21 protein-coding genes are annotated in these 17,565 nt (G+C 57.0%); 7 read left to right on the top strand and 14 right to left on the bottom strand.

The window, feature by feature from the left end:
- Nucleotides 1-78: 78 nt before the first annotated feature.
- Nucleotides 79-471, bottom strand: coding sequence for a GFA family protein (locus tag ACR3ES_RS08835; protein ID WP_170435023.1), 393 nt, complete (start codon nt 469-471; stop codon nt 79-81).
- A gap of 186 nt (nt 472-657) precedes the next feature.
- On the opposite strand from ACR3ES_RS08835, the gene ACR3ES_RS08830 reads away from it, so the two are divergent.
- Nucleotides 658-1,119: a hypothetical protein gene (locus ACR3ES_RS08830; RefSeq protein ID WP_170435021.1), complete on the top strand. Its 462-nt coding sequence runs from the start codon at nt 658-660 to the stop codon at nt 1,117-1,119.
- 53 nt (nt 1,120-1,172) lie between these two features.
- Here the strand turns inward: ACR3ES_RS08830 and ACR3ES_RS08825 are convergent, their stop codons facing one another.
- The 6 genes from ACR3ES_RS08825 to pyk all read right to left on the bottom strand — a co-directional run bounded on the left by ACR3ES_RS08825 (nt 1,173) and on the right by pyk (nt 6,759).
- Nucleotides 1,173-2,018, bottom strand: a complete 846-nt coding sequence (locus ACR3ES_RS08825; RefSeq protein ID WP_480425218.1) for a class I SAM-dependent methyltransferase — start codon at nt 2,016-2,018, stop codon at nt 1,173-1,175.
- A 250-nt stretch (nt 2,019-2,268) separates the two neighbouring features.
- A complete protein-coding gene (gene rplT / locus ACR3ES_RS08820; protein WP_170435018.1) occupies nt 2,269-2,634 on the bottom strand; it encodes a 50S ribosomal protein L20 in 366 nt (121 codons plus the stop codon).
- A gap of 15 nt (nt 2,635-2,649) precedes the next feature.
- Nucleotides 2,650-2,850 carry a 50S ribosomal protein L35 gene (rpmI, locus tag ACR3ES_RS08815; protein ID WP_039523697.1) on the bottom strand — a complete coding sequence of 67 codons (201 nt, stop codon included), beginning with the start codon at nt 2,848-2,850 and terminating at the stop codon, nt 2,650-2,652.
- Between the two features lie 181 nt (nt 2,851-3,031).
- Complete coding sequence (locus ACR3ES_RS08810) at nt 3,032-4,585, bottom strand: alanine/glycine:cation symporter family protein (RefSeq protein ID WP_480425217.1); 1,554 nt, start codon at nt 4,583-4,585, stop codon at nt 3,032-3,034.
- Nucleotides 4,586-4,599: 14 nt separating this feature from the next.
- On the bottom strand, nt 4,600-5,037 hold the full coding sequence (locus tag ACR3ES_RS08805; protein WP_170435012.1) for a universal stress protein: 438 nt from the start codon (nt 5,035-5,037) through the stop codon (nt 4,600-4,602).
- Nucleotides 5,038-5,313: 276 nt separating this feature from the next.
- Nucleotides 5,314-6,759, bottom strand: coding sequence for a pyruvate kinase (pyk, locus tag ACR3ES_RS08800; protein WP_170435011.1), 1,446 nt, complete (start codon nt 6,757-6,759; stop codon nt 5,314-5,316).
- 117 nt (nt 6,760-6,876) lie between these two features.
- Here pyk and ACR3ES_RS08795 point away from each other — a divergent pair, with 117 nt between their 5' ends.
- The 3 genes from ACR3ES_RS08795 to ACR3ES_RS08785 all read left to right on the top strand — a co-directional run bounded on the left by ACR3ES_RS08795 (nt 6,877) and on the right by ACR3ES_RS08785 (nt 8,336).
- The gene (locus tag ACR3ES_RS08795; RefSeq protein ID WP_170435009.1) at nt 6,877-7,614 is read left to right on the top strand and encodes an N-formylglutamate amidohydrolase; all 738 of its coding nucleotides are present in this window, start codon (nt 6,877-6,879) and stop codon (nt 7,612-7,614) included.
- 87 nt (nt 7,615-7,701) lie between these two features.
- Nucleotides 7,702-7,941, top strand: coding sequence for a DUF6868 family protein (locus ACR3ES_RS08790; protein WP_170435006.1), 240 nt, complete (start codon nt 7,702-7,704; stop codon nt 7,939-7,941).
- Nucleotides 7,942-8,021: 80 nt separating this feature from the next.
- A complete protein-coding gene (locus ACR3ES_RS08785) occupies nt 8,022-8,336 on the top strand; it encodes a DUF1244 domain-containing protein (protein WP_170435004.1) in 315 nt (104 codons plus the stop codon).
- 70 nt (nt 8,337-8,406) lie between these two features.
- On the opposite strand, the gene ACR3ES_RS08780 is transcribed toward ACR3ES_RS08785, so the two are convergent.
- The 3 genes from ACR3ES_RS08780 to dgcN form a co-directional block, all read right to left on the bottom strand.
- Nucleotides 8,407-9,267: a D-amino-acid transaminase gene (locus ACR3ES_RS08780; RefSeq protein ID WP_170435003.1), complete on the bottom strand. Its 861-nt coding sequence runs from the start codon at nt 9,265-9,267 to the stop codon at nt 8,407-8,409.
- Nucleotides 9,268-9,277: 10 nt separating this feature from the next.
- Entirely contained in the window at nt 9,278-10,243 is a 966-nt protein-coding gene (gene dgcA, locus ACR3ES_RS08775; RefSeq protein WP_170435001.1) for an N-acetyl-D-Glu racemase DgcA, read from the bottom strand.
- 75 nt (nt 10,244-10,318) lie between these two features.
- Nucleotides 10,319-11,320 (bottom strand): N-acetyltransferase DgcN, encoded by a 1,002-nt coding sequence (gene dgcN, locus ACR3ES_RS08770; RefSeq protein WP_170434999.1) that lies wholly within the window; start codon nt 11,318-11,320, stop codon nt 10,319-10,321.
- Between the two features lie 295 nt (nt 11,321-11,615).
- On the opposite strand from dgcN, the gene ACR3ES_RS08765 reads away from it, so the two are divergent.
- Entirely contained in the window at nt 11,616-12,578 is a 963-nt protein-coding gene (locus tag ACR3ES_RS08765; RefSeq protein ID WP_170434997.1) for an L-malyl-CoA/beta-methylmalyl-CoA lyase, read from the top strand.
- 73 nt (nt 12,579-12,651) lie between these two features.
- Here the strand turns inward: ACR3ES_RS08765 and ACR3ES_RS08760 are convergent, their stop codons facing one another.
- Nucleotides 12,652-13,230 carry a PA14 domain-containing protein gene (locus ACR3ES_RS08760; protein ID WP_480425214.1) on the bottom strand — a complete coding sequence of 193 codons (579 nt, stop codon included), beginning with the start codon at nt 13,228-13,230 and terminating at the stop codon, nt 12,652-12,654.
- Between the two features lie 118 nt (nt 13,231-13,348).
- Nucleotides 13,349-13,801 (bottom strand): Lrp/AsnC family transcriptional regulator, encoded by a 453-nt coding sequence (locus ACR3ES_RS08755; protein ID WP_170434993.1) that lies wholly within the window; start codon nt 13,799-13,801, stop codon nt 13,349-13,351.
- Between the two features lie 73 nt (nt 13,802-13,874).
- Between ACR3ES_RS08755 and ACR3ES_RS08750 the strand changes: the two genes are divergently transcribed.
- Entirely contained in the window at nt 13,875-14,471 is a 597-nt protein-coding gene (locus tag ACR3ES_RS08750; protein WP_170434990.1) for a LysE family translocator, read from the top strand.
- 1 nt (nt 14,472) lies between these two features.
- Here ACR3ES_RS08750 and ACR3ES_RS08745 read toward each other — a convergent pair whose 3' ends face one another.
- Complete coding sequence (locus tag ACR3ES_RS08745; RefSeq protein ID WP_170434988.1) at nt 14,473-15,306, bottom strand: AraC family transcriptional regulator; 834 nt, start codon at nt 15,304-15,306, stop codon at nt 14,473-14,475.
- Between the two features lie 124 nt (nt 15,307-15,430).
- On the opposite strand from ACR3ES_RS08745, the gene ACR3ES_RS08740 reads away from it, so the two are divergent.
- Nucleotides 15,431-16,393: an acetyl-CoA carboxylase carboxyltransferase subunit alpha gene (locus tag ACR3ES_RS08740; RefSeq protein ID WP_170434986.1), complete on the top strand. Its 963-nt coding sequence runs from the start codon at nt 15,431-15,433 to the stop codon at nt 16,391-16,393.
- Between the two features lie 4 nt (nt 16,394-16,397).
- On the opposite strand, the gene ACR3ES_RS08735 is transcribed toward ACR3ES_RS08740, so the two are convergent.
- Nucleotides 16,398-17,528 carry a lytic murein transglycosylase gene (locus ACR3ES_RS08735; RefSeq protein ID WP_170434984.1) on the bottom strand — a complete coding sequence of 377 codons (1,131 nt, stop codon included), beginning with the start codon at nt 17,526-17,528 and terminating at the stop codon, nt 16,398-16,400.
- Nucleotides 17,529-17,565: the final 37 nt, after the last annotated feature.

The raw sequence follows: 17,565 nt of genomic DNA, 5'->3' as shown, positions 1-17,565 counted from the left end.
ACTGAAACCGGCGCTCAGGGCGCCGGTTTCTTTTTTTGAACTCGCTCTGGATGGACGGAGTACGCAACTCGACCCCCGCTAATCCGTCTTGATGTCGACACGCCACCATTTCGGACGCTTGCCCCGATACGAGTGTGAGGTCGGGATCAGACCTTTCCGACCCGGGCTGTCAAAACACCCCGTTAACAGTGCAATGGTCGGTGCATCGTCAATCGCGCCCAGGCTGCTGCCGCATTTCGGGCAGAAAGCGCGGCTGGAATACTCAGAGGACCGGTAGGTTGCAGGCCGCCCGCCGGGTCCTGTCCAGAGCACCGCGTCGCTGGGAAACTCGACCCATACGGTCGTCAGTGCCCCGGTGTGCCGCTGACACATCCTGCAAGAGCATGTGTGCGGGTTTAATGCAGGCCCACGGGCTTCAAACCTGATATGCCCGCACAGGCACCCTCCGGTATAGACAACAGGTTTTGGCATCGGACAAATCCCTGAATTGGCGCTGTAACATGACGTGAATTCCGCCCGATCCTAAGGGGATTAGCGGCGTTTCGGTAGGCTCAATGGCAAGACAACGCGTCGCATGCCTTGCACTCAGAAAACTTGCCAAACGCCCGCACTGCGGTAGCGTAGAGCCATTCAATCCAGTAATCGGAACCTTTTAAAATGATACAGTTTCTTACCCGCGGCCTCGCTCTTGCCATTGCTTTGACATTCACCGTCCCGGCCTCAGCAGATGACGGCAGTGGCTTTCCTCAGATCGTCGGCACGTGGACCGGCACCTATCTGGTTGCTTTTGCCAAATCGAACCCGAACCATGAAAAGGGCCTGTTGCGCACCGAGATGGAGTTGGAAATCACCAAACTGGACGGCAACCTGATCACCGCCACCAACCGCTGGCGGCGGATCGGTGAAACAGACTGGATCGTCGAAGAGGCGATGGGCACGTTTTCCTTGGACGACCCCACCCGCTTTGTTCTGGCCGAGGGCGGGATTTCCGGGGATGATGTGTCCGCAGGGATTTTCAACGGGGTCTATCTGGATGACGTCATCATGGTCACCTATGCCGGACCGGGCACCGGCGTTGCATTTGCCGCGCAGTTGGTGAAGAAGGACAATAGCAAATAGTCCAATGGCAACAATGCCGGACAAAGCGGCCATTGGTCACGTCGGTTCCGACGTCAGCTTCCGGATCGTCTGGCAACGACTGTAAACGAATGGGCCTCTGTGTCAGTCGCATCAAGTTTGCTGCTTATGTCGTCAATTTCAAAGCCGCTTGACTTCAACTCAGCCTCGAGCGTGTTTTGAGAAAAGTACTGCAACCAATTGTAAACACGCCATGTTTCTTGCTCTTCTACGATAGTGAAGAGATCTAGGGAAACAGCATCAGTTTCGTACTTCCAGGTGCTATGAAAGACGTAGCATTCATCGGCTGTCCAGAACCGATCCATGTAGTTGCGCGCAAAGACAATTCCCTCAAAGACCGTCTCAAAAGCCTTTATTGAAGGCACATCGAAGACAAAAGCGCCTTCAGAACTGAGCGAGCGGCGCACCTTGCTCAACAAGGCCGTGCGTTGAGAAGGAGAAAGGACGCAGAAATCGCAATATATGAGTGTTATCAAATCCTGCTGTGCCGGAAGTGCGTCGGTAAGGTAATTTGCTTGTCGAAATGTAACTGAACCGGAGCCCGGATCGGAGTTGAAGGTGGCGTATTCGATGGAACTGGCGGAAAAATCCATGCCCTCAACCTGCGCCCCACGTCGCGCGTATCGTTCTGCGTACAAACCCGGACCGCAGCCCAAATCGCAAACTTTTTTGCCGTTCAGGCCAAATTCCTCATCAAGCCACTGCACTGCTTGATCGATACCATGCAGGGGACGCGATGCCAGCGGCGTCGTCTGGTCCAGATGCGTTTTGAGCATTTGCTGAGCCAAGTGTGGCTTCGTCCACAATGTCTCCGCCGTGTACACGGAAAACAAAACTGGTTTTCTGTGGATTTCGGATAGTTCTTCAAACATCTGGGTCATTTCCACAATCAGGATTCGGAACCGCTTCGATATCATACCAAGCCCAGATCCTGCGTGAGGGGATGACTGATAGTCGTTCTGAGACATCTAGCCTGCGCACGAGCTCTCGTACACTGGCCTCGGAAGCAGCCGCTCGCATTCGCCGCAGCATTTGACGCAATGGGCTAAAAGCAGACCAGATCAATTTCCACTTAGATAAAAGGCCGCCCCAAACAGGACGGCCTTTCATTCACTGTCTCTTTTCAGAGAATCAGGCAGCCAGAGCGGCCTGAGCTTTGGCGACGATCGCGCCGAACGCTTCCGGTTCGTGCACGGCCAGGTCGGCCAGAACTTTACGGTCCACTTCGATACCGGCCAGGTTCAGGCCGTTGATGAAGCGGGAATAGGTCAGAGCCTCGTCATGGCTCCGCACCGCAGCGTTGATACGCTGGATCCACAGCGCGCGGAAGTTGCGCTTGCGGTTCTTGCGGTCGCGGGTTGCGTACTGGTTGGCCTTGTCGACGGCCTGAGTTGCAACCTTGAAGCTGCTCTTGCGGCGACCATAGTAGCCTTTGGCGGCCTTGATGATCTTCTTGTGACGGGCGTGGGCTACGGTTCCACCTTTAACGCGGGACATCTTTCAAATCTCCTCTTAGCGGTCGTAGGGCATATAGCCCTTGACGATCTTGGCGTCGGGGGCGGACAGGGTGGTGGTGCCACGGGCATCGCGGATAAATTTCTTGGTCCGCTTGATCATGCCGTGACGCTTGCCGGCCTGAGCCGACATGACCTTACCGGTCGCGGTCACCTTGAAGCGCTTCTTGGCGCTCGACTTGGTCTTCATCTTAGGCATTTCCGTCTCCTTTCGGGGTTCGGTACTTGGCGCGACTCGGCATGCCATCTCGGCCGGTCACGCGATCAGAAGCGCCGTTTACGCAAGTTTGGTCATACTGGCAAGGGGGACAAGACCAGAATCTGCGCTTTTCGCATCTGATCTGGCACCGGGGCGACGCAGGCCGCCCCGTTGAGATTGCTTAATGCTCGAACTTGCGGATTTCGCCGCTGCTCAGCCGTTCTGAGTAAGACGCCAGCTCCTGCCGCACCACCTTCATCAGGAAGTAGAGCGCGAAGACGTTCACAACCGCCATGGCAAAGATCGCCGCATCCGAGAAGTCGATAACTGGCCCAAGGTTGGCCGCCGCACCGATGACAACGAAGATGCAGAAGATGACTTTGAACACCAGTTCCTTGGTTTGGCCTTCTCCGAACAGATAGGTCCACGCCTTCAGGCCATAGTAGGACCAACTGATCATGGTGGAGAACGCGAACAGAACCACCGCGATGGCTAACACGTAAGGGAACCAGCCGAAGGCGCTGCCGAAGGCCGCCGAGGTCAGGCTGACGCCGGAGTTGCCATCGACCGTCGCGATCGCATTGCCTGCTTCGTTCAGCATGTAGTTGCCGGTCTCCGGATCAACGATCAACTGCTGTGTGATAATGATGACCAGAGCGGTCATCGTACAGATCACAACCGTATCAATGAACGGTTCCAGCAGCGAAACGAAGCCCTCGGTGATAGGTTCTTTGGTGCGGACCGCCGAGTGCGCAATCGCCGCAGAACCAACACCCGCCTCGTTCGAGAACGCCGCACGCCGGAAGCCCTGGATCAGTGCACCGACCATGCCGCCCGCGACTCCGAGCCCGGTAAAGGCACCTGCGAAGATTTGACCAAAGGCCCAGCCGATCTGATCAGCGTGCATGATGATGATGACCAGCGCAGCCAGCACATACATGACACCCATGAACGGCACGACCTTTTCTGTCACCCGCGCAATGGACTTTAGGCCGCCAACGATCACTGCGAAGACGATTGCCGCAAACACCAGACCCGTAATCCAACCGGGATAGTCGCCGGTGATGCCCGCGATCTGCTGATGGGCCTGATTGGCCTGGAACATATTGCCCCCGCCCAGTGCGCCGAGGATACAGAAGATCGAGAACAGAACGGCCAGTATCTTACCGCCCGGCAAGCCCAACTCATTAAAGCCTTTGGACATGTAATACATCGGACCACCGGAAACGGTTCCATCGTCGTATTCGTTCCGGTATTTCACACCCAGCGTACATTCGGTGAATTTGGACGCCATGCCCAAAAGGCCCGCCACGATCATCCAGAACGTTGCGCCCGGACCGCCAATACCGACAGCCACCGCCACACCGGCGATGTTGCCGAGACCGACCGTGCCCGAAAGGGCGGTCGCCAGAGCCTGGAAATGACTGACCTCACCCGCATCATTAGGGTCGGAGTAGTCGCCCTTTACGAGGCTGATCGCATGTCCAAAGAAACGTAGCTGCACAAAAGCGAAATAGAGGGTGAACACTGTGGCGGCGACCACAAGCCACCCCACGATCCATGGAAACCCTGTTCCGGGAAACGGCGCAAAGATAAAGCTGACGAATGGTCCAGTGAAATCGGCAAAGGCCTGATTGATCCTGTCATCCAATCCCGGCGCATCCTGCGCCGCTGCCATATTGGCCATAAGAACCGTGAGCACGGCAGGAAGGCCTAATTGTCTTAGCATTTTCATTGATTTGCCTCCCCTTACTTGATGACCGTTACCGGAACATCGGCATGCATCACCAGATTCTGCGTCGAACTACCAAACAGACGTTTCTTGAAACCATGTTCGGACGCCCGACCGACCACGATCTGCGAACCACCGTTTTCGACGGTGATGGTATTCAGTGTTTCTGCGACGTCGCCGTGGCGCACAATGCCATGCGCCTCGAAACCGGCGGCTTTGAGGCCATCGACCGCTGGCGTGACAATACGTGTCGTTGCCAACTCAATCTCCTCGTCCCGCCTTTTGTGACGCTCTGCGTTTTCTTCCGGTGTCTGGAAAGTGTAAGGGGACCATTCGATAACATAAGCCACGAGAAGTTCGCATGACCCGATCCGCTGCGCCATGTCCTTGGCAAAAGCGATCACGCGTTCTCCGGTGTCTGTCCCGTCCAGTCCTATGACAATTTTCGTTGTCATCTCGTTCCTCCATTATTGTTTGTATGTCCGGGGCCCGTGCCCCCGGCAGAGCAGCCGGAACTTGGAACAAATTATTTGACTGCCCTTAGGTCGAATATCGGGAAATTCCACCTGAAAATGAAATGTATTTTTTAAAATTCGTCTTAAACGGTCAAATCTTGCTGAAAAACAAGGATTTTTTTGGGTGCACAAGGCAAAGAAACGGCCTCGTCTGATGTCGAGACAGATGAGGCCGTGTGTGTCCTTGAGGTTTTTGTTCGATTAATCTGGAGTCAATCACTCCGGGTCCGTACTGTAGATGAGGCGTTCGTCGCACGGGGCGACGCGCAGAATATTTGTTGTCCCCGGCACATTGAACGGCACGCCCGCAGTAACGACGATCTGGTCGGATTCCGTGGCAAATCCCCCTGCCCTTGCGGCGCGCGCCGCATTCACAACAGCCCCTTTGAAGCGTTCGAGTTCCGGGGTCATGACGCAGTTGCAACCCCAGCTCAGACACAGCCTGCGCGCGGTGCCTTTCTGAGACGTCATGGCGATGATCGGCACACCGGGTCGTTCCCGTGCGGTCAAAGACGCCGTGGTGCCGCTTTGGGTGAAACAGCAGATCGCCTTGATCTCAGTTTTCTCTGCGATTTCGCGGGCAGCGGCGACGATTCCGTCCGCAACGGTTGTGCCTTTCGCGCTCCGAGATGCAGCGATGATCTGGGTGTATGTCGGGTCGGCCTCTACCTCGATCGCGACCTTGTTCATTGTCTGCACAGCCTCAACGGGATAGGATCCAGCTGCGGATTCGGCGCTGAGCATGATTGCATCGGTGCCCTCGTAGATGGCCGTTGCCACATCAGACACCTCGGCCCGTGTGGGCATCGGACTTTCGATCATGCTTTCCAGCATCTGGGTCGCAACGATCACAGGCTTGGCTGCGCCACGGCATCGGCGCACCAGGCGTTTCTGGATCGGAGGCACGGCAGACACCGGCAGTTCCACCCCAAGATCACCACGGGCGACCATGATCCCGTCGGATGCATCCAGGATGTCTTCAAACGCTTCAACCGCTGCGGGTTTTTCAATTTTCGACAGGATTGCCGCACGCCCGTCGGCCAGAGACCGGGCCTCGAACACATCTTTGGCGCGCTGCACAAAGCTGAGCGCCAGCCAGTCAACGCCAAGCTGGCACACAAATTCCAGGTCGTCGCGATCCTTGGCGGACAAAGCGGCCAGCGGCAGCACGACATCCGGTACGTTGACACCTTTTCGGTTCGAAATGGTGCCGCCGATTTCCACCACGCAATTGGCAAAGTCCTGACCGCACTCTTGAACGGTCAAGCGGATTTTGCCGTCGTTGACCAACAGTCGCGCACCTGGCTCGAGTGCGGCAAAAATTTCCGGGTGTGGCAGGCAGACCCGGGTCGCATCACCCGCCGCCGGGTCGAGGTCCAGCCGAAACGGCGCCCCCTCTTCCAACTCTTCGGCGTCGTTTGCAAACACGCCAACACGCAGTTTTGGCCCTTGCAGGTCCGCGAGAATGGCAATCGGGCTGTCCAGGTCCTTTTCCACCTGCCGGATGATGCGATGCCGATCACGAATTTCATCATGACTGCCGTGGCTCATGTTCAGGCGAAACACATCTGCCCCGGCCTCGTGCAGCGCGCGGATCGTATCGTAATCACTGGACGCCGGTCCCAGCGTCGCCACGATTTTCACATTTCTCAGGCGTCGCATTGGTCTTGCTCTCCTCGATCACTCAATGTTACCGCAAACAGTGCTTGGGGTGCTTATTGCGCAATTCCCTTTCTGAGGCAACTGCCCTACACCTGCGGCAAACTTGATGACAGGCTTATGACGTATACTCCGTTCTTTATCCACGGCGAGGATCGCCCGTCCCGCTGGTTGATTACTTGCGACCATGCAACCAATGCTGTTCCGCCCGAAATCAATGGCGGCGATCTGGGCCTGCCACGAGAAGATATGGAGCGTCACATCGCGTATGACGTCGGCGCCTACGAGGTGTCGAAACATTTGGGCGAGATCCTGAATGCACCGGTTATTGCGGCCAATTTTTCGCGGCTCGTGATTGATCCGAACCGGGGCGAGGACGACCCGACCCTGCTGATGAAACTCTATGACGGGTCGATCATTCCCGGAAATCGCCATGCCGACACGGCGGAAAGAGAACGCCGGCTGAACATGTGTTATCGCCCGTATCACGACGCGTTGGAGCGTTTGGCGGCGCTGCCGCATGCCGTGATAATCTCCATGCACTCCTTTACCCGGCAATTGCGCGGACGCGAGCCGCGCCCTTGGCACGTGGGCATTTTACACACTCCGGACGAGCGGTTTTCACGCCCGCTGATCGACAGGCTGGAAGCCGAAGCCGATCTGTGTATTGGCGTCAACGAGCCCTATACAGGGGTTCTGCCGGGGGATGCCATAGACCGGCACTGCACGACGTTCGGACGTCCAAACGCCCTGATCGAGCTTCGCAACGATCTGATCGCGGACCATGCCGGTCAGCGCAGCTGGGCAGAGCGGCTTGCGCATATTCTGCAAGATGCGCTGAGCGATAGCGGACTGTGACGCAGGGTCATTTGAAGTCGGTTTTTGACCTCAGATCCTTGTGAAATCATCGTCTTAACCCCATATTGAACGAGAAAGGAAACGACTATGACTCAGGAATTCCTGACGACCGTTTTCGGGTGGATGACGGTCCTCAACTTTGCCGTTTTGCTGTTCAGCACGCTCATGATCGTGATCTTGCGGGATAAGATCGCGGGTATTCACGGCAGAATGTTCCAGATGGAACGCTCAGACGTCAAACAGGCGTATTTCAAGTATCTGGCCAACTACAAGATCCTGACAATCGTGTTTTGCCTGATGCCGTGGGTGGCTTTGAAACTTGCTTGAGATGCGCGTGTTTGTTGTAACACGGTCTCCGGATGTTTAGGTCATAAACGAGACGAAAGATAACCGTTCGGAGACCGCTTATGGACCAGCAGACAGAAATCGAACTTCAGGCCGCCGCGTTTCGCCGCCTGCAAAAGCACCTGATGGAAGATCGCACCGATGTTCAGAACATCGACATGATGAATCTGACGGGCTTTTGCCGAAACTGCCTGTCACGCTGGTATCAGGAAGCGGCCAATGAAAAAGGCATCGAGATGGGAAAGGACGAGGCCCGTGAGAAGTTTTACGGCATGACCATGGATGAATGGAAAGCCAACTACCAGACCGAAGCCAGTCCCGAAAAACAGGCCGCTTTTGAAGTCGCGTTTGAAGAGAATGTCGGTAAAAAGGAGTGACGACCAAATCACTGCCAATCCGAACGGCCCGCCATTTTGGCGGGCCTTTGTTTGATAAGCGTCAGCCAATTCAGATGGCGGCTTTGCGGCTTTCGTCCAGATAGATTTCACGGAGCCGTTTTGTGATACGTCCGGGCGTTCCGTCTCCCAGTTTTACACCGTCGATCTCAATCACTGGCATAACAAAAGCGCTGGCCGACGTGGTGAATGCTTCATCCGCCTCTTTTGCTTCATCAATTGTGAACAGCCGTTCTTCGACTTCCATCTGCGCCTCTGCCGCCATCCGCAGAACAGCTTTGCGGGTAATGCCGTGCAGGATGTCGTTGGACAGCGGTCGCGTGACGATCTTACGGCCCTTGATGAGATACGCGTTGTTGCTGGTGCCTTCGGTGACATACCCATCCTCAATCATCCAAGCATCATCTGCACCCGCCTTCTTGGCCATCATCTTACCCATGGACGGATAAAGCAGTTGAACGGTCTTGATGTCGCGGCGCCCCCAACGGATGTCATCGATCGAGATGATCTTGGCCCCTTTTTGCGCGGCGGGACTGTCCGCCAGTCCGGGCTTGTTCTGGGTGAACAGGACAATGGTCGGCTTGGTATCCTCAGACGGGAACACAAAATCCCGGTCACCATCGCTTCCGCGCGAAACCTGAAGATAGATCAGACCCTCATCAATATCATTCAACTCCACAAGCTTGCGGTGGATGTCCAGCAACTCGTCTTTGCTGCACGGTTCCGCCATATCTAATGCGTCCAACGACCGTTTGAGGCGAACCGCATGGCCGTCGAAATCGATCAGCTTTCCGTCCAGCACGCTGGTGACTTCGTAAACCGCATCCGCCATGAGAAACCCGCGGTCAAAAATGGAAATCTTGGCCTCGGTTTCGGGCAGGTATTCGCCATTCACATAAACAGTACGGGTCATCTTTGTCTCCTCAGCCCCAGAGCGTCGCATCGGGCGGGTGCACTCCGGTGTCATCAAAAATCAGCGGGTTGTCACGGTCTTCGGCCAACAGAAGCGGGCCGTCAAGGTCCGTCACCATCGCACCCTGTGCCACAAGAGTAGCGGGCGCCATGGCCAGAGAGCTGCCGACCATGCAGCCGACCATGATCTGGTAGCCTTCCGTCAGCGCGGCCTGACGCAGCGCCAACGCTTCGGTCAAACCGCCGGTTTTGTCGACCTTTATGTTGATCACATCGTATTTGCCTTTAAGGGCTGGCAGGCTGATGCGGTCATGACAGGACTCGTCGGCACAGACCGGCACCGGGCGCTCCATTCCAATCAGCGCATCATCGTCTCCGGCGGGCAAGGGCTGCTCGACCAGTGCCACGCCCAGCCGAACCAAATGTGGCGCCAGATCGGTGTAAACCTCGGCCGACCATCCCTCGTTGGCATCCACGATAATCTTTGAATTCGGAGCGCCTGCCCGCACCGCCTCAAGCCGCGGCATGTCATCTGCTGTGCCCAGCTTGATTTTCAGCAGCGGGCGAAAAGCGTTCTCGGCGGCTTGTGCCTGCATGGCCTCAGGTGTGTCCAGCGACAAGGTATAGGCCGTTATCTCCGGCCTCGGTACTGGCAGGCCTGCCAGATCCCAGGCCCGTTTGCCAGCTTGTTTGCATTCAAGGTCCCAAAGCGCGCAATCAACGGCATTGCGAGCGGCCCCGGCTGGTAACAGCCCCAACAGATCGGTGCGGCTAAATCTCTCGGGCAAACCTGCGATTTCAGCCTCGACTGATGCCAGCGTCTCTCCGTACCTGGCGTATGGCACGCATTCGCCCCACCCTTGGTATGTGCCGTCGGAAAGTCGCACGGTCAGGACCTCAGCCTGTGTCCGCGATCCGCGCGATATGGTGAAGACCTGCGCCAGTTGGAACACATCGCGAGAGACGTCTACCTGCACCCGCACACTCCTTCATCTTTTAATAGTCACTCGCGCCGGAAGCAGTACCTGCCTGCAGTCGGCGCGCCGTTTAGATCAGATCGCGGCGAGCGCGTCGACCAGCTTGCCGGACCCGAACCGGAAGGGGTCGGTGGCGGGCAGGCCCATTTCGGCTTCGAGCTTGGCGAGATACGCGCTGGCGTCAGCTTCGCTCATGTGCTGGGTGTTCACCGAGATGCCGATGACCTGGCAATCAGAGTTCGCAACCCGCGCCAGGTCAAGTGCCGTGTCGCGGAGGGTCTCGAGTGACGGCAACTGATAGGCCGGCAGACCGCGCATATGCTCGCGCGTCGGTTCGTGAGACAGGATCAACGCATCGGGCTGGCCGCCGTGGATCAGCGCCATTGTCACGCCGGAATAAGAGACGTGAAACAGCGAGCCCTGCCCTTCGATCAGATCCCAGTGATCATCGTCATTGTCCGGCGTCAGCCATTCGACCGAGCCTGCCATGAAATCGGCAATAACCGCATCCAACGGCACGCCATCGCCGGTGATCAGGATACCTGTCTGGCCAGTCGCGCGGAACGTGGATTTCATCCCACGCGCGCGCATCTCGGCATCCATCGCCATCGCCGTATACATTTTTCCGACCGAGCAATCCGTTCCGACCGCCAGACACCGTTTGCCTCTGCGTTTGATGCCATTGGCAATTGGGTACTCGACTTCAGGAACACGGACATCATGCAGTTTGCGCCCGGTTGCTTCGGCCACGGCCACCAGATCGGGCTCATCCCGCAGAAGGTTGTGCAGGCCCGACGCCAGATCGAACCCTTCCTCAAGCGCCATCACCAGGACTTTCTTCCATTCCTGGCTGATCACCCCGCCCCGATTGGCAACACCGATTACCAGGGTTTTGGCCCCAGCGGCGCGCGCTTCGGTCAGGGTCATATCAGTCAGGCCCAGATCAGCCTTGCAGCCGTCCATCCGGTATTGGCCCACGGCGTTTTCAGGGCGCCAGTCCTTGATCCCGATCGCGACTTTGGCCGCCAGTTGGTCGGGCGCATCGCCCAAAAACAGCAGATACGGTGTCTCGATCATTGCGCTGCACTCCTTTGATTCTGCCACAAGCTAGAGAAGCGTCACAACGAGCGTTTTGCGTTTTAGTCACCTAACTGACATCGAGATGCAAAATTTTTGCGGAGTTTTCCCACAGCTCGCAAATTTCTTCGAGCTTTTCAAACTGATTAAACTTTCATCGCCGCCGAATGCGCAATTCTAAGTACATTCTGCAATTGCATTGCCGCAGCTGCACAATGTCGCTTGCACAAGCGCGCGCAATTTAATACCTCGAGATGAAAGAAAATCGTAATTTCATTGCTCGCGCGAGGTCAAAATGAGTTTCCGCATCCAACCCACTGCCCCGGCCCGACCCAACCGTTGCCAGCTGTTTGGCCCCGGTTCGAACACCAAGCTGTTCCCCAAGATGGCGGCGTCGGCTGCGGATGTGATCAATCTTGACCTGGAGGACTCGGTTGCCCCGTCGGACAAAGACGCCGCACGTTCCAATGTGATCGAAGCGCTCAACACCGTCGACTGGGGCAACAAGTATATGTCGGTGCGCATCAACGGGCTGGACACGCCTTATTGGTACCGGGATGTCGTGGATCTGCTGGAACAGGCCGGTGACCGGTTGGATCAGATCATGATCCCCAAAGTTGGCTGCGCGGCGGATGTCTATGCCGTTGATGCGCTGGTCACAGCGATCGAGCGCGCAAAAGGCCGTGCCAAACCGATCTCATTTGAGGTCATCATTGAATCCGCTGCAGGCATCGCCCATGTCGAAGAGATCGCGGCCGCGTCCCCCCGGATGCAGGCGATGAGCCTTGGCGCCGCGGATTTCGCGGCTTCGATGGGCATGCAGACCACCGGCATCGGCGGCACACAGGAAAACTATTACATGCTCCGCGAGGGCGAAAAGCACTGGTCCGACCCCTGGCACTGGGCGCAGGCCGCCATTGTTGCCGCCTGCCGCACACACGGTGTTCTGCCTGTGGACGGGCCGTTTGGCGATTTCTCTGATGACGAAGGCTATATCGCGCAGGCCAGGCGTTCGGCCACATTGGGAATGGTTGGCAAATGGGCCATTCACCCCAAGCAGATCGCCCTCGCAAACCAGGTTTTTACACCGTCGGACGAAGCCGTTTCGGAGGCCCGGGAAATCCTGGACGCAATGGAGCAAGCGAAAGCGAACGGCGAAGGTGCGACAGTCTACAAAGGTCGTCTGGTCGATATCGCATCGATCAAACAGGCCGAAGTCATCGTGGCGCAGGCGGAACTGATTGCGGCGAACGGCTGAAACTGGAACGATTAAAACCGAAAAGGCGCCCCCTTGGCGCCTTTTCTGCCATCAAGAGTTGGTTCGAAGTCTGTCAGCGACCGAAGACGTCGTTGGGTGTCCAGGTGAACCGCTCACCTTGCTTGCCCCATTTCATCATCAGGCATGACGTCCCGTACTTCTGAAAGTAGTTGATTTTAATCGGATACCATCCGGCCTGCGGCACCTCTACTTCGGTTCGTTGGTTAGCCTCGCATGGTTGGCGGCCATTCACATAACCAATCTGTTGCCCCCCAACCCAAGCTTCAAGCCCGTCATTTGACCACGTTTCCAGTTCATAAACGCCCGCAGAGTCAAAGCGGATGTACCCTGTGATTTCTGCGGCAACATTGTAAGCTTGATTAAATGTCAGAACCGGATCGCCATCCTCCGTATCGCGATAATCCAACCCTTGCAAAGGTGGTCCTGCTTTTGCCTTCTTCAAAAGGTGTTCTACTTTGGACAGGTTTTGGATCTTTCTGGGTGGATTTCCCTCCCACGCGTATTTCACGTTCAGGCCTGGTTGCGGACTAGGCTGTGGGTTGGCGGGCTGAAGTACCAATGGAGCAGCAGCAACCGATCCGGCGAATACTGCCACGGCAATTGCGATCGCTCCGCTTCGAACGAGTTTCATTTTAGTCTCCCTGTGCGCGCCCTGTTCTTTGGGATTATCCCATGGGCTGCGTCATTGAGATGACACTAGGACGTGAGTTTTAACCCTGCAAGAGCGTGAAAGTTCACATTTTCAAACATCACGCCCTCAGATCCTTGGGCGATCCCATCACGACATAGGATGTGATTGAGGTCACGTGGGGCAGCGTTCCCAGGACGTCTGTATGGAACATTTTGTACGATGGCAGATCAGCACACTCAACGCGCAGCAGGTATTCGATGGTACCGGTGATGTTGTGACACTCCACCACTTCTGGCGCATCTTGCAAGGCACGTTCGAACCCCTCCTGTGCTGCTTTTGTATGCTCTCCCAACCCGACCCCGATGTAAGCGACGAACCCGACACCCAAGGCCGCAGGATTTTGAACGGCCCGATAGCCAGTGATCACGCCTGAGCGCTCCAAGTCCTGCACACGGCGCAAACAGGCCGACGGCGACAGACCGATACGGTCCGCAAGCTCGAGATTGCTAATGCGTCCATCCTGAGACAGTTCGCGCAATATCTGTCGGTTTATCTTATCAATCTTCGTCATTTGTTGCGAAGATACTGCCAGAGTGCACAAAAACGCAATTTCATTTGTTGCCAAAACGACAATGATCCACCGTATGACCTATGACCTGCTCCTGGCCCTGCTGGCCTTTGCGTTTGTCTCTTCGATCACGCCGGGGCCAAACAATCTGATGCTAATGGCATCCGGCGCCAATTTCGGGTTTCGCCGTACAATCCCGCATATGCTGGGGATCGGCCTGGGCTTCACGTTCATGGTCCTGTTGGTCGGGGCCGGGCTGGTGCAGATATTTGATCGGCATCCGGTCAGCCACGTGATTCTGAAGATCACATCGGTGGCCTACTTGCTGTTTCTCGCGTGGAAGATCGCGCACGCAGCACCGGCCCGGGGCGCGGCAGCAACAGGGGTCCCAATGACGTTTTTGCAGGCGGCGGCCTTCCAATGGGTCAACCCAAAGGCGTGGGCGATGGCGCTGACAGCCACCACCGCCTATGCACCGGACCAAACGCTGAACGCCATTGTAATCGTCGCGCTGGTGTTCGGAGCGGTGAACCTGCCATCGGTCAGCACTTGGACCGTTCTGGGACAACAGATGGCGCGGGTGCTGACGAACCCGCGCCGGCTGCTGGTGTTCAACTGGACGATGGCGGGGCTTCTTGTTGCCTCGCTCTATCCAGTGCTCTGGCCAGGTTGACTTACTTCAGCGGCAAACAGATTTCAGTCAGCAGATCGTCAGGCGCGGTTTCGCGTGGATCATTCAGGTAGATCTCGTAACACGGCTGATCTGCGGGTTCTTCGCCTGACTTTGGCAGCCAGTTGCCAAACAGGCTGTGATAGGCGGCCTGAAGCCCTGAATACGGACCCTTGTATGTCATGACGGCTGTCTTGCCTCCCGGCATCTCAAGATCTTCCATGCCTTCGGGGGTTGTTTTTCCCTTAAACTCAGCGCCCGCATAACTGCGCAACTTTTCTGCCGGAACGGCATCGGGGCTGTCGAGATAAACACCGATCATCGGCCCAATGTTTGGCCACAGTTGGCGCGACTCGCACAGAGCACCAAAGGCCTCGAAGCTTTTGCCAATATCGCCGTAGGCGCCTTTATGCGACAGTGCAATAACATGGCGGGCGGGTTCAGTTCGTGTCGTAACAGGATACATTGGATATTCTCCGGTTTTGAAGTTTGGATTGGCTGGCAGAAACTGTCCGGCCTTTCGAAAGGCCGATGGGGTTCTGCCGTAGGCCTCGGAAAAGGCCCGAGCAAAAGACTTCAGGTTGGGGTAACCCACCGCGACCGCGATCCCCGTGACCGGCATGTTGGATTGCACCAGCATCGTGGCGGCACGGTGCAACCGCAACCGCCGCACGGATTGCGCACAGGTTTCCCCGGTGATCGCGCGAAACACGCGATGCCAATGAAATCGTGACATGGCGGCGACATCCGCAAGCCGGTCCAGTGACAAATCCCCGGCGGGGTTGTCATGGATGTACTCCAGTACGCGCAACACACGGTCTTCGTAGCTGGTGGCCATATGGGTATCCTTCCCGTCTCCTTGCCAAATCGAGATCGCACATTCCCAACCCACAAATCTTGCTGAGTTGCATCCCGGTCGACCTTTGGTCATATAGCAGGGAACTTCCGCGTTGAGAGGCGTCATGACTCAGTATCTGGATTTCGAAAAACCGCTGGCCGAAATCGAAGGCAAAGCAGAAGAGCTGCGTGCGCTGGCCCGGGCAAACGAAGAGATGGACGTGGCAGAAGAAGCCGCCGCACTGGACGCCAAGGCCGCCAAGCTGCTGGATGAGCTGTACGCCGATCTGACCCCGTGGCGGAAATGCCAGGTGGCACGGCATCCCGAGCGCCCGCACTGCAATGACTATGTCGACGCGTTGTTCACCGAGTTCACGCCGCTAGCGGGTGACCGAAACTTTGCGGACGATCTGGCCGTTATCGGCGGGCTGGCCCGGTTTGACGATCAGCCCGTGATGGTGATCGGGCACGAAAAAGGATCTGATACCAAATCGCGGATCGAACGGAATTTCGGCATGGCCCGTCCCGAGGGGTACCGCAAGGCGGTGCGCCTGATGGAAATGGCTGGTCGGTTTGGTCTGCCGGTGATCACTTTGATCGACACCGCAGGTGCTTATCCCGGCAAAGGAGCTGAGGAGCGCGGCCAGTCCGAGGCCATCGCGCGGTCAACCGAGATGTGCCTGAAGATCGGTGTACCGCTGGTCTCGGTCATCATCGGCGAAGGAGGATCGGGCGGAGCCGTCGCATTTGCCACGGCCAACCGAGTTGCGATGCTGGAACACTCGGTCTATTCGGTGATCTCGCCCGAGGGCTGTGCTTCGATCCTGTGGAAGGATTCCGAAAAGATGCGCGAAGCCGCCGAGGCGCTGCGCCTGACCGCTCAGGACCTCTATAAGCTTGGCGTCTGTGACCGTATTATCACCGAACCCAAAGGCGGTGCGCACCGGGATCGCCCTGCGGCCGTCGAGTCAGTGCGGACGGCCATCGCGGCCATGCTGAAAGAGTTAGATGGCAAAGACGCGGCTACCCTGATTAAGGACCGCCGCCAAAAGTTCCTGGATATCGGCTCAAAAGGATTAGCGGCCTAAGCCTTCACCCGCCCAATTGTCGCAGCAAGGCAAGCGAGGGTTCCCCCGTCGCTTGCAACCCATTGGCGCGTTGATAGGCGCTTATTGCGGCTTCGGTGTTCTTGCCGACCACACCATCAGCGCCTTGTGTGTCATATCCGGCAGATGTCAGACGCCTCTGAAGCTCTTTGCGGTCCTCCAAGGTCAGGCCCGTTGCGTCGGGTCCAAACGACGCTTTGAACGGGGCACCCCCGGCAATCCGGTCTGATAAATGACCGACGCCGATCGCGTAGCTGTCAGAATTGTTGTAGCGCTTGATCACATTGAAATTGCGGAACACGGCAATCTGTGGCCCGGGCACCTGTGGCTGCAGAACAGCAACGGGCGTGCCTGAAACGGTCCCGACTTCTCCGCCCCAAGGCTGACCACGCACCCAGCCCGCGCGCGACAGGTAAGCCGCGGTTGAGGCCAGCGAGTCCGTCGGATCCTCGGACCAGATATCCCGCCGACCGTCTCCGGTGAAATCGACCGCATAAGCGAGATACGAAGTCGGGATAAACTGTGTATGTCCCATCGCGCCAGCCCAGCTGCCGGTCATATTGGCGGGTGAGGTATCGCCCGACTGAATGATCTGCAGCGCGGCAACCAGTTGCTTTTCGAAAAACGCGCCGCGCCGACCGTCATAAGCCAAGGTGGATGTAGCAGAGATCACCGACACATCCCCACGTCGTGCGCCATAGCGGCTTTCCAACCCCCACACGGCGACTACGACCTCTTTGTCGACGCCATATTGAGCCTCGATCTGCGTTAGAACGCCGTTGTGGCGCTGCAACATCTGTTTTCCCGTGCTTATCCGTTCATCCGATGCGGCAATCGCAAGGTAGTCTTCGAGTGAGCGTTTGAATTCGACCTGATTGCGGTCCCGCTCAATCACGCCGGGCAGGTAGCCCGCCCCCTGAAAGGCCCGATTGATTGTCGTTTGCGAAATCCCCTGAGATGCCGCGCGCCCTTTGAAACTGGCAACCCAGGCATCATAGCCAGAGTTTGGCACTGCCTGCATGCGGGACGCAGGGGCTCTGGCAGGCGGATTGGCGTCTGAACAGGCCGCCAATAGGGTTGATCCAAGTCCTATGGAAAAGGTCCGTCGATTCATCATGACTAAATCTGCTCTTGTTGTGATTTTCTTCAGAGTA

The sequence above is a fragment of the Ruegeria sp. B1 genome (genome assembly GCF_056535885.1).
The sequence above is the reverse complement of the archived record's forward strand: the minus strand, read 5'-3'. Positions and strand labels throughout refer to the sequence as shown.

What these genes read in the sequence shown, in the direction of transcription:
- ACR3ES_RS08790 (WP_170435006.1), top strand. Translation starts at nt 7,702, where the DNA reads ATGACTCAGGAATTCCTGACGACCGTTTTCGGGTGGATGACGGTCCTC.
- ACR3ES_RS08795 (WP_170435009.1), top strand. Translation starts at nt 6,877, where the DNA reads ATGACGTATACTCCGTTCTTTATCCACGGCGAGGATCGCCCGTCCCGC.
- ACR3ES_RS08810 (WP_480425217.1), bottom strand. Translation starts at nt 4,585, where the DNA reads ATGAAAATGCTAAGACAATTAGGCCTTCCTGCCGTGCTCACGGTTCTT.
- ACR3ES_RS08805 (WP_170435012.1), bottom strand. Translation starts at nt 5,037, where the DNA reads ATGACAACGAAAATTGTCATAGGACTGGACGGGACAGACACCGGAGAA.
- rplT (WP_170435018.1), bottom strand. Translation starts at nt 2,634, where the DNA reads ATGTCCCGCGTTAAAGGTGGAACCGTAGCCCACGCCCGTCACAAGAAG.
- ACR3ES_RS08760 (WP_480425214.1), bottom strand. Translation starts at nt 13,230, where the DNA reads ATGAAACTCGTTCGAAGCGGAGCGATCGCAATTGCCGTGGCAGTATTC.
- ACR3ES_RS08745 (WP_170434988.1), bottom strand. Translation starts at nt 15,306, where the DNA reads ATGGCCACCAGCTACGAAGACCGTGTGTTGCGCGTACTGGAGTACATC.
- ACR3ES_RS08735 (WP_170434984.1), bottom strand. Translation starts at nt 17,528, where the DNA reads ATGATGAATCGACGGACCTTTTCCATAGGACTTGGATCAACCCTATTG.
- ACR3ES_RS08825 (WP_480425218.1), bottom strand. Translation starts at nt 2,018, where the DNA reads ATGACCCAGATGTTTGAAGAACTATCCGAAATCCACAGAAAACCAGTT.
- dgcN (WP_170434999.1), bottom strand. Translation starts at nt 11,320, where the DNA reads ATGATCGAGACACCGTATCTGCTGTTTTTGGGCGATGCGCCCGACCAA.
- ACR3ES_RS08755 (WP_170434993.1), bottom strand. Translation starts at nt 13,801, where the DNA reads ATGACGAAGATTGATAAGATAAACCGACAGATATTGCGCGAACTGTCT.
- rpmI (WP_039523697.1), bottom strand. Translation starts at nt 2,850, where the DNA reads ATGCCTAAGATGAAGACCAAGTCGAGCGCCAAGAAGCGCTTCAAGGTG.
- ACR3ES_RS08740 (WP_170434986.1), top strand. Translation starts at nt 15,431, where the DNA reads ATGACTCAGTATCTGGATTTCGAAAAACCGCTGGCCGAAATCGAAGGC.
- pyk (WP_170435011.1), bottom strand. Translation starts at nt 6,759, where the DNA reads ATGCGACGCCTGAGAAATGTGAAAATCGTGGCGACGCTGGGACCGGCG.
- ACR3ES_RS08750 (WP_170434990.1), top strand. Translation starts at nt 13,875, where the DNA reads ATGACCTATGACCTGCTCCTGGCCCTGCTGGCCTTTGCGTTTGTCTCT.
- ACR3ES_RS08830 (WP_170435021.1), top strand. Translation starts at nt 658, where the DNA reads ATGATACAGTTTCTTACCCGCGGCCTCGCTCTTGCCATTGCTTTGACA.
- ACR3ES_RS08780 (WP_170435003.1), bottom strand. Translation starts at nt 9,267, where the DNA reads ATGACCCGTACTGTTTATGTGAATGGCGAATACCTGCCCGAAACCGAG.
- ACR3ES_RS08765 (WP_170434997.1), top strand. Translation starts at nt 11,616, where the DNA reads ATGAGTTTCCGCATCCAACCCACTGCCCCGGCCCGACCCAACCGTTGC.
- ACR3ES_RS08785 (WP_170435004.1), top strand. Translation starts at nt 8,022, where the DNA reads ATGGACCAGCAGACAGAAATCGAACTTCAGGCCGCCGCGTTTCGCCGC.
- ACR3ES_RS08835 (WP_170435023.1), bottom strand. Translation starts at nt 471, where the DNA reads ATGCCAAAACCTGTTGTCTATACCGGAGGGTGCCTGTGCGGGCATATC.